Raw genomic sequence first — 15,605 nt, forward strand, 5'->3', positions numbered from 1 at the left:
CCCGCTCAGCCCCAGTGCACCGGATGCGTGAGTGCCACCCCGTGGGTGGCGAACGCGATGGTGACCCGGTCCCGGTCGGCCATGGTGAAACCGTGGTGGAAGCTGCTGCGGTCGGCACCGAGGTAGACGTAGTGCACGCGGCCCGGATGCAGCAGCGAGGAGTACGACAGCAGCCGCGAGGTGATGTCCCGCAGCGGGTAGTGCAAGGCCTTCGTCCCGGTCACGAACGCGCCCTGCCAGGCCGCGTCCCCGTCCCGCTCGATCGTCACATGACCGGTGACGTGTGTGGGCGGTGTCCCCAGGAACAGCCACGGGGCGATGCCCGCGTCGCACAGCTTGGCGTACGACAGGTGCCCGTTGTGGCGGCGGAACCGGCCGATGTCCGTCAGGTCGTTGCCGAAGGTGTACCCGGCATAGCGCGGCGTGCCGTCTGCGTCCCCGACGTACACCAGCACGACCTCCGCCTCCTCGGTGACCGCCACCGCGGACCCGGGCACGCGCAGCGGTTCACCGGAGACCTTCAGCACGTCGCCGAGTCCCTTGAAGAACCAGTTGGGCTGGTCGGGCGCGCCACTGTCGGCCTTGACGTTGTGGGTCGCCATGAAGCCCCCGACCAGGGCGTCCCCCGGCGAGCGCGGCAGCAGCGGCGGCCGGAAGGACACGTCCAGGGCGGGCACCTCCACCGGGCGGCCCGCGGTGAGCGCCCGCGTCAGCGCCTCCGTGTCGCTCCCGGCGGCGAGCACCGCCCCCGGCAGGTCGAGCCCGGCCGCGGGATACAGGGTCAGCTCCGCGTCCTCCGGATCGCCGAGTCCGACGTACGGCTCTCCCCGGTGGGACGCTTCGAACAGAACGGTCACAGAGCACTCTCCTCGACGGGGGCGGGGTGGGACGGCGCCACGGACCGCCAGCCGTCCGCGGTCCACGACAACGCCGCCCACGGCTCGGCCCGTTCGTTCAGGCGCAGGCCGAAGCCCGGCCCGGTCACCGGGGCGACGGTGTTGGCGATGCGGTCCACGACCGGGGGCGGCGAGACGATCATCTCGGGGAAGAAGCGGTCGGACTGGCCCGCCTCGACGGCCAGCGCGTCCGGGCAGCGCAGCGCGAGCGCCCGGCCCGCGTTGATCAGCGGACCGGTCTCGGCGACCTGCACCCCGATCTGGAAGCCGAGTCCCGCGCTGCGCGCGAACGCCACGAGACGGGCCGACGCCAGCAGCCCGCCGTTCTTCGCCACCCGCACGTTCAGCGCGTCGCACGCCTCGGCGGTGGCGGCCTGCCGGGCGTCGGCGAGGGTGCACACCGACTCGTCCAGCATCACGCGCAGGCCGGTCGCGCGCCGCAGGTCGCGCAGCGCCCGCCAGGAGCGCGGTGGCAGAGGCTCCTCGACGTACCCGGCGCCCGCCTCCCGCAGCCGCTCCGCGTGCCGCGCGGCGCCGGCGGGCGTCCAGCTCATGTTGGCGTCCACCATCACGGGCACGTCCGGGCCGAGCCGGTCGCGGATCGCGGCCACCGTGCGGACGTCCCGGTCGAGGTCGTCGGACGCCTTGACCTTCACGAAGTGGAACGGCCCGCGCGTGTCCAGGAACTCGCCCACGTCCATGCTCAGGTCCAGCACCTGCGAGACGCGGACCTCCCGTCGCGGGAGGGCCGTCGACACCGCCGCACCGGCGGGCAGTCCGAGCCGGCGCGTGAGAAGGTCCAGGACGGCCGTCTCCAGCAGACAGAGAAGGTTGTTGCCGGAGCCGTCGGCGGGTGGCCGGGGGCCGCCGAAGGTCTTCGTGAAGCCCTGCTCCCGCAACTCGGCCAGCAGAGCCGCCGGCTCGCCGCGCACGAGCCGGTCGAAGAGCACCTCCATCGGGTGGCGGCGCAGCGCGTGCGCGACACCGTCGGAGGTCTCGCCGGTGACGTACCGGCGCGGCGCGCACTCGCCGATGCCGTCGGCACCGTCGACCGTCAGCCGCAGGACGAGGCTGTCGCTGGTGCGGCGGCGGGCCGCCGGGTGGTCGAAGGCGATCCGCATCGGCAGCGCCACCCGGTACAGCCGCGCCTCACACGACGTCACGGTCCAGCCCCTGCAGCAGAGTGTGCGTCGAGGCCCAGTCGACCAGGCCGTCCCGGACGTCGGTGTAGAAGAGGTAGTGCCGGTCGGTGGGGAACTGCAGGACCAGCCCCCGGCCGTCGAACAGCTCCTGGAAGACGCCCCGGGTCGCCTCCAGGTCCACGATCGGATCGGTCAGCCCCGACACGAACGCGGTGGGTGCGTCCGGCGGCCTCGGCCGGTCCGGTGCCATGTACCGCGCCTCCAGGGCGAGCAGCACGGCCCGGGAGCGCCGGGTGAGGCTGCGCACCGCCAGATCGTCGTGGTCGATGAAGTCCCGGTAGCGTGGGTCGGCGGTGAAGTCGGCCGACTTCAGGCCCGCGTCCCACGGCTCGCTACCCTGCTCGGCGGCCAGCTCCGCCCGCTCCCGCGGGGACAGGACGGTGTGCAGCCGGCCCAGCCAGGCTGAGCAGAAGACGGTGGCCTCGTGGCGGACGGTGAAGGCCGGATCGTGCAGCAGCGCGGCCAGGAAGGAACCGCCCAGGCAGTGCCCGAAGAGCGTCAGCGGCACGTCGTCGCCGACGAGTTCCCGGGTGTGCGCGATCGCCGCGGTGTAGTCCGCCATGATCGTGCCGGTGTCCGGCAGGTCGCCGCGGTCGCCGCCGCTGATGCCGCTGCCGCGCCGGTCGAGCACGAAGAAGGCGATGTCGTTGTCGGCGAACCGCGGCCCCACCTCCCACAGCCATCCCGCGTGGCTCTGCAGGCCGTGGAAGTAGAAGACCGCGCCCTTGGCCTCCCCGCGCGGGCGCCACAGGTGCAGCGCCAGGTCGGCGCCGCCGCGGGGCAGGGTGATGATCTCGCGGCGGACGTTCTGCGGAGGTCTCCTGGTCTCGATCACCGGTGCGCTCCCGCCCCGCCGACCAGGTCGGCGACGAATTCGGTGTCCTTCTGGAACGGCTTGTACTTGTACTGGGTGGCGTTGCCCTGCTGCCGGCGTGCCTCGGCGTAGGCGGCGACGGCGTCGGGCGCGACGGTGCGGAACTCCAGCCGGCCCAGCCGGCCGCTGGTGCGCTTCGACGCGTACTCGATGTTGATGTCGCTGAGCGCGCCGTCCACCGCACGGGACAGCGACTCGTCCAGCGCGGCGCCCGGCTCGGGGACCTCGCCGACCACCACGTAGTACGGGGGATCACCCCACTGCGGCCCGCACAGGTACAGCCCGCCGGCCAGCCCCGCCGCGGTCAGGGCCCGGTCGAGGGCGTCGGTGACCTGCCCCTCGGTGATCTTCTCGCCGGTGAAGGAGTGGAAGATGCCGTCGCGGTGGACGAAGCGGATCCAGGGCACGCCGTCCACGATCCGGTCCACCCGGTACACGTCACCGCTCCACAGCCGGTACAGGCCGTTGCCCTGCGTCATGATCAGGTGGTAGTCGCGGCCCGCGGCGACCTCGTCGAACAGCAGGGTGTCGACGTGCTCGCCCGCGTCCAGCAGCCGGCCCAGGTCGACGTCGGCCGGCACGAACTCGAAGAACGCCTGGTTCACCGCGAGCGGCTGGCTCTCCAGGGAGTCGTCGACCGGGATGGTGGTCACGCCCTCGGTGCCGCAGCTCATGAACGGCATGGCGCGTGCGTGCGGCAGCAGGGCCTCCAGCCGGGAGCGGTAGCGCCCGGCGGAGGAGGACAGCCAGCAGCTGTAGACGCCGAGGGAGGGCCACAGGTCCGAGAGCGTGAACTCGCCCTGGTCGAGCACGGACCGCAGATGCCGGGCGGCCTCCGGGTCCGGGTCGGTGTACGGCTTCCCCTCCAGGGTGCCGTCCGCGAGGTCGCGGACCAGGTCGTCGCCGAACTCCCCGATCAGGTCGCGCAGCGACATCAGCGTGCTCGGGTTGATCGCGGAGACGAACTGCAGCCGCCGGCCGATCAGGTGGCGGGCCCGGTGGTACATCCGGCCCGCGTGCGAGGACGGAGCCTCGGTGCCGAACCAGGGAGCCGCCGCCCACGGCGGGTTCCAGTCGCGGCTGTTGATCCGCGGGTGACGGTTGCTGATCGACTGGTACTGGACGCCGTGGAGGAAGTCCTCGACGTCGTCGTGCACGGTCTGGGTGTCGAGGGTGGCGTGCGGATGGGCGAGCAGGGAGGGGTGGTGCAGCAGATAGGTGCCCCACATCGCCTGCATCGCCGGGATCCGGTACGTCAGCAGCCAGTGCAGGGTGTACGGGACGCGCTTGGGGGTGCCCGTCGTCCCGCTGGTCTTCAGCCAGCGCATCACCGGGCTGCACGACAGGACGCCTCCCTTGGTGAGGGCCTCCCGGTCGATGGCCGCCGCGAAGTCGTCGTAGCGCCGGATCGGCAGGGCGTCCCGGAAGCTCTTCGCGTCCGCCGCGACCGTGTCGTAGCCCTGCTCCTTCCAGTGCAGCGAGTCCCGGCACACGGCGACCACGTCCCGCAGGGCCCGGTCCTGGGCGGCCCAGGGTTCGGCGAGGTCGGCCAGGAGCCCGTCCCGGGAGCGCCGGCACTCCTCCCGGAAGACCTCACGCCGCCTCGTCCAGTGCTCTTGCCAGTGCGAACCGCTCACGGCTTCCCAATCCCCCTTGTACTGCCTGCTCGTTCTCACCTGTGCTGTCCGGGCGTTCACGCGAGAAGGGTGCGGAACTGGCCCGCGTGGAAGACCAGCGGCCGGACTGCGCCGGTCAGTGCGCCGCGGTCGGCCGAGGCGACGACCAGTTCGTGGTCGCCGGCCGGATGGATGACGGAGATCTCGCAGTCCAGCCAGCCCAGTCCGTCGGCGGGGATGGGATGGCCGGCCTCGGTGCGCGCCCACTCGTGGCCGGAGAAACGGTCCGCTCCCGGGGTGCTGAACAGTCGGCACAGGTCCGCGTGCCGCTCGCCGAGGATGCTCACCGCGAATCCTCCCGCCGCCCGGACGGCCGGCCACGTGGTGGAGGTCCGGCCCGCGCACAGGGCGACGAGCGGCGGGTCGAGCGAGACGGAGGTGAAGGAGTTGACGGCCATGCCCGTCGGTCCGTGCGCGGTCTGCGCGGTGACGAGCACGACTCCGGTCGTGAAACGGCCGAGGATGTCACGGAACGAGCGCTGGTCCAAGGATGTCGATACCGGCTCGGTCTGCTGAAGCATGTGAGGACTTCCACTCAATCCGGCGGGGTGGTTTCGGTGTTGAGGGACGCACGTGCCGGCCGGGCGGCGGCCGGGATCGGACGGCCGCCGCCCGGCTCCTCGATCACTTCGCTCGGCTGGCGATCGCCCAGTCGACGGCCTCCTGGGGGCGGTCGACGAAGCCGTTGACGCGCGGGGCGACATAGCGGGCCAGCAGCTCCATGCTGCGGTCGGTGGCCTCGTAGCTCGCCCAGTCGGCGACGTAGACCAGGAGCGTGCCGAAGCCGCCGGTCATCTCGTGCATCCGGCGGATGCCGTCCACGACGTCGTCGACCGAGCCGACCAGGGCGCCGCCCGCCTCCACCCGGTCCTCCAGGGCCCGCTCGCGGTCGGCACCCGGGGCCAGCACGTCACGGCCGGCGGCCTTGCCGAAGTACTCGAAGAGCCAGCGGTCGTAGCCTTCGCGCACCTCCTTGTAGGCCTGCTCGCGGGTCTCGGCCACGTGGACCGGCAGCGCCACGCGCCAGTTCTCCCGGTGCAGGGTCCGCCCGTGCTCGGCCGCCGACTCCTCGGCGAGCTTCCACTGCTGGGCCAGGCCCATGTGCTCAGGGGCGCCCGGCGTCAGCAGCGCGAACGGCAGCGCGAACGAGGTCATGCTCAGGCCGTACCGGCCGATCAGCCGCGGGCTGGTCTCGGAGGTGCCGGAGGTGGCCAGGGCGACCTCCATCGGCGCCGTGCCGTAGCGGGGCAGCTGGAGCTTGGCGTCGACCAGCTCGAACCAGTCCGTCTTGCGGGTGATCCGCTGCTCGCCGTTGACCAGTTCGAGCACGGTCGGCAGCGCCTCGTCGAGCCGCTTGCGCTGCTCCTTGGGGTTCAGGCCGAACAGCGCACCGTCGAAGGGCACGCCGGGACCCACGCCCAGGATGTAGCGACCCCGCGACAGGTGGTCCAGGTGCACCGCGCGGCTGGCCACGTGGAAGGGGTGGTGGCCGGAGAGCGGGACCACGCCGTGCGCCAGCTTGATCTGGCGGGTGCGCTGGGCGGCGGCGGCGATCAGCGTCTCCGGGGCGCCGACGAGACCCCAGCCCAGGCTGTGGTGCTCACCGAACCAGGCCTCGTCGAAGTTCAGGCGGTCGGCGAGGTCGACCAGTTCGAGGTTGCGGTGGATCGCCAGATGCGGGTCCTGGCCCGTCTCGTGGACGGGTGAAAGGAACAGGCCGATGCGGCTGTGCACTACTGTCCTCCAGCTCGGGACAAGGGCTTCGGGAGGGAAGCTCCGGACGGACGCGTCGGACGGAGGCGTCCGTCCGAGGCGTCGAGTGGTCAAGCGGGTGGGAAGACCCGGCGGGGACGCCGGGTGGGGCGGTGGGGCGTCGGCGGCCCCGCGGGCGCGGCGGTGGGTCAGCCGACGCGGTAGACCGAGTCCTTCAGGGTGCGGACCCGGTCGTAGTCGGCGGCCAGCCGGGCCTCGTCGGACGAGGTGAGGTGCACCCGCAGGGCCGCCGACATCAGGTCGGCGGTCGGGCGGATGCGGGACCCGGGCCGGTACTTCACCCCGGTGACGACCGTGCTCGGCAGCGCGTCGATCGCCGCGACCGCCGCCTCGTCCACGTCCGTCACGACGCCGTCGAGGGCGGTGGGCGCGTTGTACGTGTAGGCGGACTGCAGCTTGCGGTAGACCCGGTCCCCGTACTCCCGGGCGAAGCCGTCGGGGTCGATGTACGCCCGCGCCGACAGCCCGGCCTGGTTGTGGCCCAGGCACAGGTCGTGGAAGGTCGGATTGAGGTTGCCGTTGAGACGGGTGGCGATCTCCACCAGGACCGGGCCGTCGTCCGTGACGATCACCTCGGCGTGCGTCGGCCCCCAGCGCACCGCGAGCGCCCGCAGGACCTCGTCCACGTAGGCCACCAGCGCGGGCACGGGAGCCTCGTCGGCGGACACCAGGATGTCCCGGTTGTAGATGTTCCGGCCGGTGGGCAGCAGCGTCTTCTCGTACCGCCACACCCCGCACACGTAGCGGTGCCCGTCGGCGCTGACCGTGTCGACGATGTACTCGGTGCCCTCCAGGTACGACTGCACCAGCGCCTCGGCGTTGGCGAAGCCGAAGAGGTTCCGCCCGCCCAGGATGCGCTCGGCGGCGGCCCTGGCCTCCTCGGCCGTGCGGCACACGTACACCGAGTCGGACCCGGCGGAGTCCACCGGCTTGACGACGACCGGCCACCGGCCGGCGTCCTCGGCCCACTTCACGATCAGTTCGGCGTCGTCGCTCTTGAACTGGTCGGCGCAGCGCACTCCCGCCCGGCGCAGCGTCTCGATCATCTCGTACTTGTCACGGCGGGCGGGGGACAGCGCGGTGCCGTTGGTCGCCGCGCCGACCGCCTCACTGAGCCGGTCCGCCAGCTGCACCGCGGACTCCTGGCCCGCCACCACGGCGGCGGGGGCGTACGGGCGCAGGAGCGCGGCGGCCTCCCCCGCGTCGGAGGCGACGATGTTCCGCTCGTAGGCGCTCAGGTCCGGGGCGAGCATGGTCGGGATCAGCTCCGGCGTGCTCTGCAGGTGGATCACGCGGGCGCCGGCAGCGGTGAACGCGGCGGGGTAGAAGTTTCCGGCCGAGTATCCGTCGACGACGACGGCGAACGGTTGGTCGGACGCGCTCATGCCGCGGCTCCGGGGGTTGCGGGGGCGGTCTCGCGGGAGGTGGGGCGCTGCGTCCCGGGGGACGTCTCGCGGGGGGTGTCCTCGATGAAGCGGGCCAGCCGCGCGATGCCCTCGCGGATCGCTTCGGGAGCGAGGTTGCTGAAGCCCAGCCGCATCTCGTGCCGGCCGCCGCCCTCCAGGTGGAACATGCTCATCGGGGCCCAGCTGACACCGTAGTCGCGGGCCGAGCGCTCCATGGCCGCGAGGTCGGCGGTGAACGGGACCTTCAGGGCCAGGAAGAAGCCGCCGCGCGGGGTGTTCCACTCGACGCCGTGGTCCGCGCCGGGCGGGAAGTGCTCGGCGAGCGCGTCCAGCGCCGCGTCCAGCCGCTCCAGGTAGACGGCGGCCAGCTCCCGGGTGGCGGAACGCAGATCGTGGTCGTGCTCGACGAGGATGCCGCCGATCACCGCCTGCGAGAGCGTCGAGGAGCCGACACTGTACATGGCCTTGGCCTTGGACAGGGTCTGGGCCAGCGTGCGGACGGTGCCGGAGCCGTCGGCGACCTCCTGGTCGGCGACCAGATAGCCGAGCCGGGCACCAGGGAAGGCGGACTTGGCGAACGACCCCAGGTAGAGCACCCGGCCGGCGGTGTCCAGGGACTTCAGGGTCGGCATCGCCTCGCCGTCGCGGGCGAACAGGCCGTAGGGGTTGTCCTCCAGGATGTACAGGTCCTCGGCCTCGGCCACCTCCAGCAGGCGTCGGCGGGCCGCGAGGGGCAGCACCGTGCCGGAGGGGTTGTTGAAGTCCGGCACCAGGTAGAGGGCGGCGGGGCGCCGGCCCTCGGCGCGCACCGCGCGGGCCGCCTCCGCCACGGCCTCGGGGTCCAGCCCGTCCGGGCCCTCCAACACGCCGCGGATCGGGATGTCCAGCATGCGGGCGGCGCCGCGGATGCCGACGTAGGCCGGGGACACCGACAACAGCACGTCGTCCGGGGAGGCGCACAGGCCGCGCAGGGCGATCAGGGCGGCCTCCTGGAAGCCGTGGGTGATCATGACGGCCTCGGGCGGCACGTCGATGCCCTCGTCCTTGCGGAGCATCAGGGCGACCTCGTCCTGGATCAGGCCGTTGACGGGTCCGTACTGGAACATCAGGCGCGTGATGCGGGCGTCCGGCACCCCCTTGTCCCGCAGGTGCTTGATGTACCGGTCCGTGTAGAAGCTCAGGTTGGCCAGATCATGGTTTCCGTCGTACGGCGCGCCCGAGGAGAATGACAGCGCGTCGGGGAAGCGCAGCGCGGTCTCACTCAGGATGCGCATGGAGTCCATGTCGGGGTCGGTGATCGAGGGGTGCAGCGAGTCCTGGCCGAATCGCGCCATGTCAGTGGGTTTCCTTTCCGGCGGGCACCGTCTCGGAGCGGTTCAGTGCGGCGATCCAACTGCCCTTGCCGGGCGCCCATTCCCTGACGCGGATTTCGGCCACCACGCCGCCCTTGACATACGGCTCCTCGTCGAGCAGCCGTTGAAGTTCCTCGCGGGACGCGACCTCGTACACCAGAAGTCCGGAATTCTCCCCGACGAGCGGACCGCCGAGCAGCAGGACGCCCTTCTCGGCCAGTCGGTAGAGATTCTCGGCGTGCGCCGGATGCAGGCTTTCGCGGCCGGCCCGGTCGACGTTGTACTCGAATTCGACGACAAATTTCGCCACACCAAGCTCCTTGCGCTGGAATTTCCCGGGCCGGCGGCCGGAAATCGACCGCGACCGGTCATGGGTGTGCACGGGCGCCACGACCGTGCGGATTTCGGCCACGGCGGACCTGTTCGGCTCCGCTGCGGACGGACCGTCCGCGCGGGCGACGGGCCCCGGGCCGGGGGCCCTCGCGCGCCGCGCGCGGGCAGGTCACATGTAGAGGCCGCCGTTGACGTCGACGACGGATCCGGTCGAGTAGCCGGCGCTCTCCGAGCACAGGTGCAGCACGCTTCCGGCCGCCTCGGCCACGGTGCCGTAGCGGCCCATGGGCAGCCGGGACAGCACGTCCTTCTTCGACTCCTCGGTGCGCCTGTCGAAGGCGCCCGCGACCCGTGCGGTCGCGATCGGCCCGTGTGCGACCACGTTGACGACCACACCTGTCCCGGCCAGCTCGTACGCCATCTGCTTGGTCATGCCGATCACCGCCGCCTTGGCGCCGACGTAGGCGGCGTTGTTGAAGTGGCTGTACGTACGGCCCCCCGCGGAGGCGAAGTTGACGATGCGTCCGTAGCCGTCCGCGACCATCCGCGGGGCGCACACCTTGATCGCGATCCAGGTGCTCACCACGTTCTCCAGGTGGGTCTGGTCGAAGTGGGAGCGATCGAGGTCGGCGTAGCCGATGATGCGGGTGTCCCCGCCGACCCCGTTGACCAGGACGGACGGGGCGTGCCGGTCGACGATCCCGGTCAACTGCGCCTCCGCGGCGGGGATGTCGGTGATGTCGCCGACGACGACCTCGATCTTGGTCCGTCCGGCCAGCTCGTCGGCGAGGCGGGTGACGGCCTCCTCGTTCCGGTCGAACAGGACGAGCGGGTGTCCCTGGTCGGCGAGGCCGCGGGCCACGTCCGAGAGGATTCCGCCGGCGGCTCCGATCAGAAGCGCGGTACGAGCGGTCACTTTGCTATTCACCTGGCTTTTCATAGGTCGGTGACCCTGAACGGGCAGGGCTCTTGTAGGGAAGCTCGGTAGAACGCAAGCCAGGCCGGCCCGGGGTTTGCTCGGGGGGCGGCCAGACGGTGGTCTGAAGTGTTCGCCACTACGCGCACAGCAAACGGGCACAGGGAAGCAGGTCCCCCGTGAACCTCACCGACGATCACATTGATCTTGGTGCCTTGTCAACGTGTTTCAACAACTCTTCCGTGGTGCATTCTTGCCAGTGGCGACTGTCGCATCGATGGCCTGCCACCGGTGCATCCGGGGCCCTCGGAAGTATGCGATACGGTTCGGCCAAGTACCGTGAACAATGGATGAAACGTAGTGTCCAGCCGAACGGCGGGATCGGTTTTTGCGCCAAACCGAAGGCGCGACCGGCGGCCGTGGAGCCGGTGGGTATGTGAAACGGGGGCGCAAATGAGCATTCTTGCACAGGGTGATATCCGGCCATCGTTGCCCGGATCCTTCAGGCCGCCCGGGCATGGTTGAACGCAGCACGTTCCTCGCCGACGAGGCCCCCGGCTCCCGGGCGGCCCTGCCCGACCACCGGATGAACGGACCATGTCAGCCAACTCTCCCTGGCGCACGCCTGACTTCCGCACGCTCTTCACCGCCTCCGCCCTCAGCCAGCTGGGCACCAACATCAGTTACGTCGCCGTCCCGCTCGTCGCCGTCTCGGCGCTCGACGCCGGCCCCGGTCAGGTCGGTGCGCTCGCCACGCTGAGCACGGTGGCCTTCCTGCTGATCGGCCTGCCGGCCGGGGCGTGGGTGGATCGGCTCAGTCACCGGCGGGTGCTGATCGTGGCGGACGTGGGGCGCGCCCTGTTGTACGCGTCCGTGCCCGTGGCCTGGTGGCTGGATGTGCTCACTCTCGGCCAGCTGTACCTTGTCGTTCTGCTCAACGGATGTGCGACGGTGTTCTTCGACGTCGGTTCGCAGAGCGTGCTGCCTCAACTGGTGTCCAAGGAAGGCCTGGTTCAGGCCAACGCGGACGTCAACACGCTGATCGCCGCGGGGAACGTCCTCGGGCGCAGCGCGGGCGGCGGGCTGGTCTCGCTGCTCACCGCACCCGTCGCCGTGCTGGTCGCGGCCGGCTCCTATCTCGCCTCCGGGCTGGGCCTCACCCGGCTGCGGCGCACCGCGCGCCCGGCTGCCGCGCCGGGCGCCGGCCCCCGGCTGTACGCCCAGGTCGCCGAGGGGGTTCGGCATGTGTTCGGCAACCCGGAACTGCGGGCGCTGGCGCTCACCGCCGCGATCGCCAACCTCGGGTCGGCGGTGATCAACACCATGCTGCCGATCTGGTTCGTGCGTGAACTGGGCCTGCCCAGCGCCGCGTTGGGCCTGTTCTGGGGAGCCGGCGGGGTCGGGTTGTTGATCGGTGCGCGCTGCGCCCGCCCGGTCGCCGCGCGTCTCGGATACGGTCGTACGCTGGGCCTGGCCGGCCTGTCCCTGTCGCCGGCGGTGTTGCTGGTGCCGCTGGTGGACCACGGGTTCTGGCTGTTGCCGGCCGGGCTGGGCTGGTCCGTCGCCATGTTCAAGATCGGCATGGACAACGTGCTCGGAGTCAGCCTCCGCCAGCGGATGACACCGGACGCCCTGCTGGGTCGCATGAACGCCACCTTCCGATTCCTCCTCACCGGCGCTCTGGCGGTCGGCGCCGCGCTCTCCGGGGCGCTCGGTGAACTCATCGGCATCCAGGCCGCGCTGTGGGTGGGTGCGGGCTTCGCCGCGGCGGCCTTCCTGCCGGTGTTCCTCTCGCCGGTGCGGGCGCGCCGTACGCTTCCCGAGCCGGTGGCCCGGGAAGCGGCGGCCTGAATTGCCGGAGAATTCACCAGATCTTTTTCACGTACCGAAGCGGTTGACCCTGAGGGTGAAAACCTGTCAGGATTGATCACGCACCCAGTCACATCCCTTACGCGTGCGCGCATTCACGAGAGTCCGACCGGACATCGTTGCCCGGCGCCGCCAGATCCCTGACCTCAAGGAGTGCGATGGCAGCCATTGACAGTGGCTACCGGACCGAAGGCATTGCGGATCATATGGATCCTCGCGAAACCATGCGTGCGCTGCCCCGGTTCGTCCAGTACCCGCTCACCATATTCACCGGAAAAGCTTTACCGGGGCAGAATGCACTGTCCTGGTGGACCCCGGGTTTCCATCTCCTCACGGCCGTGGTGTCGATGCTGTGCGGCGTCGTCGCCGGCTGCGCCGGACTGGCGCTCGGCGGGGTCCGGCTGCTGCTGGTCCCGGCCGGCTGGGCCGTCACGCTGCACGGGATGCGGAACCTGCGCATGATGGTCTACCACCAGTGCTCCCACCGGAACATGTACCGCAGGCGCCGCCTGGACGCCGCCATCGGCCGGGCCACCTCGGGCCTGCTGATCATCCAGAACTTCGAGCGCTACAGCCGCGAGCACGTCAGCGACCACCACGCCGCCCACCACATGACGCTGCGCGACCCCACCGTGCAGGCCTTCCTGATCAGCCTCGACCTGCACCCCGGCATGAACCGTCGGCAGATGTGGCGGCGTGTCCTGGGCAAGATCCTCTCACCCTGGTTCCACCTCAACTTCGCCGTGGCGCGTGCCCGTTCGTTCTGGAGCGGCTCCGCCCGCAGCGAGAAGGCGGTCTGCGTCCTGCTCTACGGCACGGCCGTGGCGGCCACCGTCGCCACCGGCACCTGGGCGCAGCTGCTGATCGTCTGGTTCGTTCCCCTGGTGCCGCTGTTCCAGGTCAGCAACACCCTGCGGCTGTGCGTCAAGCACACCTTCCCAGCGCCGGACCTCACCGTGCGCCGCGGCAAGGAGTACTTCGGCGGGCTGACCAATGCCATCTTCATCGGTGAGGCCGCCCCCACGTCCGCACTGCCGCCGGTCCGCCGCGCCGCGGCCTGGGCGCGCTGGAGTCTGCGGATGCTGTTCGTCCATGCCCCCACCCGCTACCTGGTGCTCACCGGGGACACCGTCGTGCACGACTTCCACCACCGTTATCCCTCCACGCCCCGTTGGGCCAACTACATATTCGAGCGCCAGGCGGACCTGGAGAAAGGCAGCCCCGGCTGGCCGGCGTACAAGCAGGCCTGGGGTCTCGTACCCGCCATCAATCTGGTTTTCGACTCGCTGTCCGCGGCCGACCCCGAGGAATTCAACGTGGCTCGTCTGCGCGAGGTGAGCAAGCGGGAGTTGTTCGCCGCATTCGATGACTGAACGCACCGAATGTCATTCCGCTCGTTCCGTGCACCGCCGACATTCGCTCGACGATTCCAGGGGGACTCCATGCGGCACGAAACCGCTCAGCGCACCGTCATTCTCGGGGTGGCCGCCAGTGACAGCCATGTGGTCGCCAACCACCTCATCGCCCACGCCCTGCGCGCCCGGGGCTTCCACGTCGTCAACCTCGGCGCCTGCACCTCCGTCGCCGAGTTCGCCGACGCGCACGCCGAGCATCCGGACGCCGAAGCGGTGATCATCGGCAGCCTCAACGGGCACGCCCACGAGGACCTGCACGACCTCCCCGCCGCCCGTGCGGCCGGGCGCCTGGGCTGCCCGGTGATCGTCGGCGGCAACCTCTCGGTCGGCAGCTACAAGCACACCTCAGACCACGAGCGCCTGTACGCACTCGGCGTGGACGTCGTCCTGACCGACCTGGACGCCCTTCCCCCGACCCTGGACCGGCTGCGCGCCGGGACCACGCCGGCCGCCACCGCCCCGGGAGCCTACGCCGCCGTTCCGACGGTCACCTCATGAGCGGCACCGTCTCCCCGGGCGACGCGCCCCCGCTGCCGTCGCTCGCCGAGTCCGTCGCCTATGTGCGCGCGCTGGGCAAACCCACCGCGGCCCAGGTGCTGCGCGATGCGCGGGCGGCGGACCGGGTGGCGCTGCAACCCCGGTGCGGCGTCGGTTCCCACGCGCAGATGATGACGCTGCTGCAGGACCTGGACCGGCACGCCCGTCCGGACATCCTGACGCTGACCATCGACTCCTACACCCGGCTCAAGCAGTTCGACAGCGCGCGGGCCGTCCTGGAGCGCAACCCCGCCGACCTCAACGGATATCCGCTCGTCGCCCACGGCTGGCAGCGGGGGCGGGAACTGAACGAGGCGGTGGCGGTGCCGCTGGAGGTACGGCACGGCTCCCCGGACGCGCGCCTGCTGTTCGAGACGTCCGTCGCGGCGGGCATCACGTCGTTCGAGGGCGGCGGCATCTCCTACAACCTGCCCTACTCCAAGGCCGTTCCGCTGTCCGACTCGCTCGCCGCCTGGCGGGACGTGGACGCGCTCTGCGGTGAACTGGCCGAACTCGGGCTGGTCGTCGACCGGGAGCTGTTCGGCACCCTCACCGCCGTCCTGGTCCCGCCCTCCATCTCCCTGGCCGTCAGCGTGCTGGAGGCGGTGGCGGCGGCGCGCGAGGGCGTGCGCTGCATCTCCGTCGCCTATCCGCAGGGCGGCCACTTCGAGCAGGACGTCGCGGCGCTGCGCGCCGTGCCCCTCCTCGCCGCCCGCTATCTGCCGCCGGACGTCGAAGTCCACTCCGTGCTGCACGAGTTCATGGGGGTCTTCCCCCGTGAACGGGCCAACGCCGAGGACCTCATCCTCTACGGCGCGCTCGTCGCCCGGCTCGGCGGCGCCAGCAAGCTGATCAGCAAGACGTACCAGGAGGCGCACGGCATCCCCGACACCCGGGCCAACATCGACGGCCTCCTGCTGGCCTCCCGGGCCAACTCGCCACTGCTGGACTTCATCGCGCTGGACGAGGGCCGCATCGCCGACGAACTCGACTGGATCCTCACGGAGGTCGCCGAGATCGTGGAGCCCGTGCTGTCGGTGTCCGACCTCCACAAGGAGATCCCGGCCGCGTTCGCCGAGGGCCGCCTGGACATTCCCTTCAGTGCCAGCCGCCATGCGCTGTCCCGGATCATTCCGCGCCGGGCCGGCGACGGTGCCATACGCTACTCGGCCACGGGAGCACTGCCGTTCTCCGCCGCCGTCCAGCGGCGCAACGAACGCAGCCTCGCCGCCGGCGGCCAGGCCGGAATCGGCGACATGGTGAAGGGGCTGACGGCGGACATCAACTACTTCCTCGACGTCTTCGGCGAGCAGACCGGCACCGGGGGCCGCGGCAGAGCCGCGGCCCCGTCCTGAC

General features: G+C 71.1%; 14 protein-coding genes. 4 read left to right on the forward strand and 10 right to left on the reverse strand.

Annotation, left to right across the window (positions count from 1 at the left end):
- Positions 1-5: 5 nt before the first annotated feature.
- The 10 genes from JS756_RS18810 to JS756_RS18855 form a co-directional block, all read right to left on the reverse strand.
- On the reverse strand, positions 6-857 hold the full coding sequence (locus JS756_RS18810) for an FAH family protein (protein ID WP_205384285.1): 852 nt from the start codon (positions 855-857) through the stop codon (positions 6-8).
- Positions 854-2,059, reverse strand: coding sequence for a mandelate racemase/muconate lactonizing enzyme family protein (locus JS756_RS18815; protein WP_307790771.1), 1,206 nt, complete (start codon positions 2,057-2,059; stop codon positions 854-856). The genes JS756_RS18810 and JS756_RS18815 overlap by 4 nt, the downstream gene beginning before the upstream one ends.
- On the reverse strand, positions 2,046-2,933 hold the full coding sequence (locus JS756_RS18820) for an alpha/beta hydrolase (protein WP_205384286.1): 888 nt from the start codon (positions 2,931-2,933) through the stop codon (positions 2,046-2,048). The genes JS756_RS18815 and JS756_RS18820 overlap by 14 nt, the downstream gene beginning before the upstream one ends.
- Positions 2,930-4,609: a GH3 family acyl-acid amido synthetase gene (locus JS756_RS18825; RefSeq protein ID WP_205384287.1), complete on the reverse strand. Its 1,680-nt coding sequence runs from the start codon at positions 4,607-4,609 to the stop codon at positions 2,930-2,932. The genes JS756_RS18820 and JS756_RS18825 overlap by 4 nt, the downstream gene beginning before the upstream one ends.
- 56 nt (positions 4,610-4,665) lie before the next feature.
- Positions 4,666-5,169, reverse strand: a complete 504-nt coding sequence (locus JS756_RS18830; protein WP_205384288.1) for a flavin reductase family protein — start codon at positions 5,167-5,169, stop codon at positions 4,666-4,668.
- Positions 5,170-5,272: 103 nt separating this feature from the next.
- Complete coding sequence (locus JS756_RS18835; RefSeq protein ID WP_205384289.1) at positions 5,273-6,382, reverse strand: LLM class flavin-dependent oxidoreductase; 1,110 nt, start codon at positions 6,380-6,382, stop codon at positions 5,273-5,275.
- 167 nt (positions 6,383-6,549) lie between these two features.
- Entirely contained in the window at positions 6,550-7,806 is a 1,257-nt protein-coding gene (locus JS756_RS18840) for an ATP-grasp domain-containing protein (RefSeq protein ID WP_205384290.1), read from the reverse strand.
- Complete coding sequence (locus JS756_RS18845) at positions 7,803-9,161, reverse strand: aminotransferase-like domain-containing protein (RefSeq protein ID WP_205384291.1); 1,359 nt, start codon at positions 9,159-9,161, stop codon at positions 7,803-7,805. Before JS756_RS18845 ends, JS756_RS18840 begins: the two co-directional genes overlap by 4 nt.
- Before the next feature lies 1 nt (position 9,162).
- On the reverse strand, positions 9,163-9,591 hold the full coding sequence (locus tag JS756_RS37820; RefSeq protein WP_307790774.1) for a YciI family protein: 429 nt from the start codon (positions 9,589-9,591) through the stop codon (positions 9,163-9,165).
- Between the two features lie 90 nt (positions 9,592-9,681).
- Entirely contained in the window at positions 9,682-10,428 is a 747-nt protein-coding gene (locus tag JS756_RS18855) for an SDR family NAD(P)-dependent oxidoreductase (RefSeq protein WP_307790776.1), read from the reverse strand.
- A 597-nt stretch (positions 10,429-11,025) separates the two neighbouring features.
- On the opposite strand from JS756_RS18855, the gene JS756_RS18860 reads away from it, so the two are divergent.
- From JS756_RS18860 to JS756_RS18875, 4 genes are all read left to right on the forward strand, one after another.
- Positions 11,026-12,279 (forward strand): MFS transporter, encoded by a 1,254-nt coding sequence (locus JS756_RS18860; protein WP_205384293.1) that lies wholly within the window; start codon positions 11,026-11,028, stop codon positions 12,277-12,279.
- A gap of 242 nt (positions 12,280-12,521) precedes the next feature.
- The gene (locus JS756_RS18865; RefSeq protein WP_240203988.1) at positions 12,522-13,670 is read left to right on the forward strand and encodes a fatty acid desaturase; all 1,149 of its coding nucleotides are present in this window, start codon (positions 12,522-12,524) and stop codon (positions 13,668-13,670) included.
- Positions 13,671-13,739: 69 nt separating this feature from the next.
- Complete coding sequence (locus tag JS756_RS18870; RefSeq protein ID WP_205384295.1) at positions 13,740-14,210, forward strand: cobalamin-dependent protein; 471 nt, start codon at positions 13,740-13,742, stop codon at positions 14,208-14,210.
- Complete coding sequence (locus JS756_RS18875; RefSeq protein WP_205384296.1) at positions 14,207-15,604, forward strand: methylaspartate mutase; 1,398 nt, start codon at positions 14,207-14,209, stop codon at positions 15,602-15,604. Before JS756_RS18870 ends, JS756_RS18875 begins: the two co-directional genes overlap by 4 nt.
- The last annotated feature ends 1 nt before the right edge of the window (position 15,605 follow it).

Source organism: Streptomyces actuosus (assembly GCF_016921115.1).
Taxonomy (GTDB): Bacteria; Actinomycetota; Actinomycetes; order Streptomycetales; family Streptomycetaceae; genus Streptomyces; species Streptomyces actuosus_A.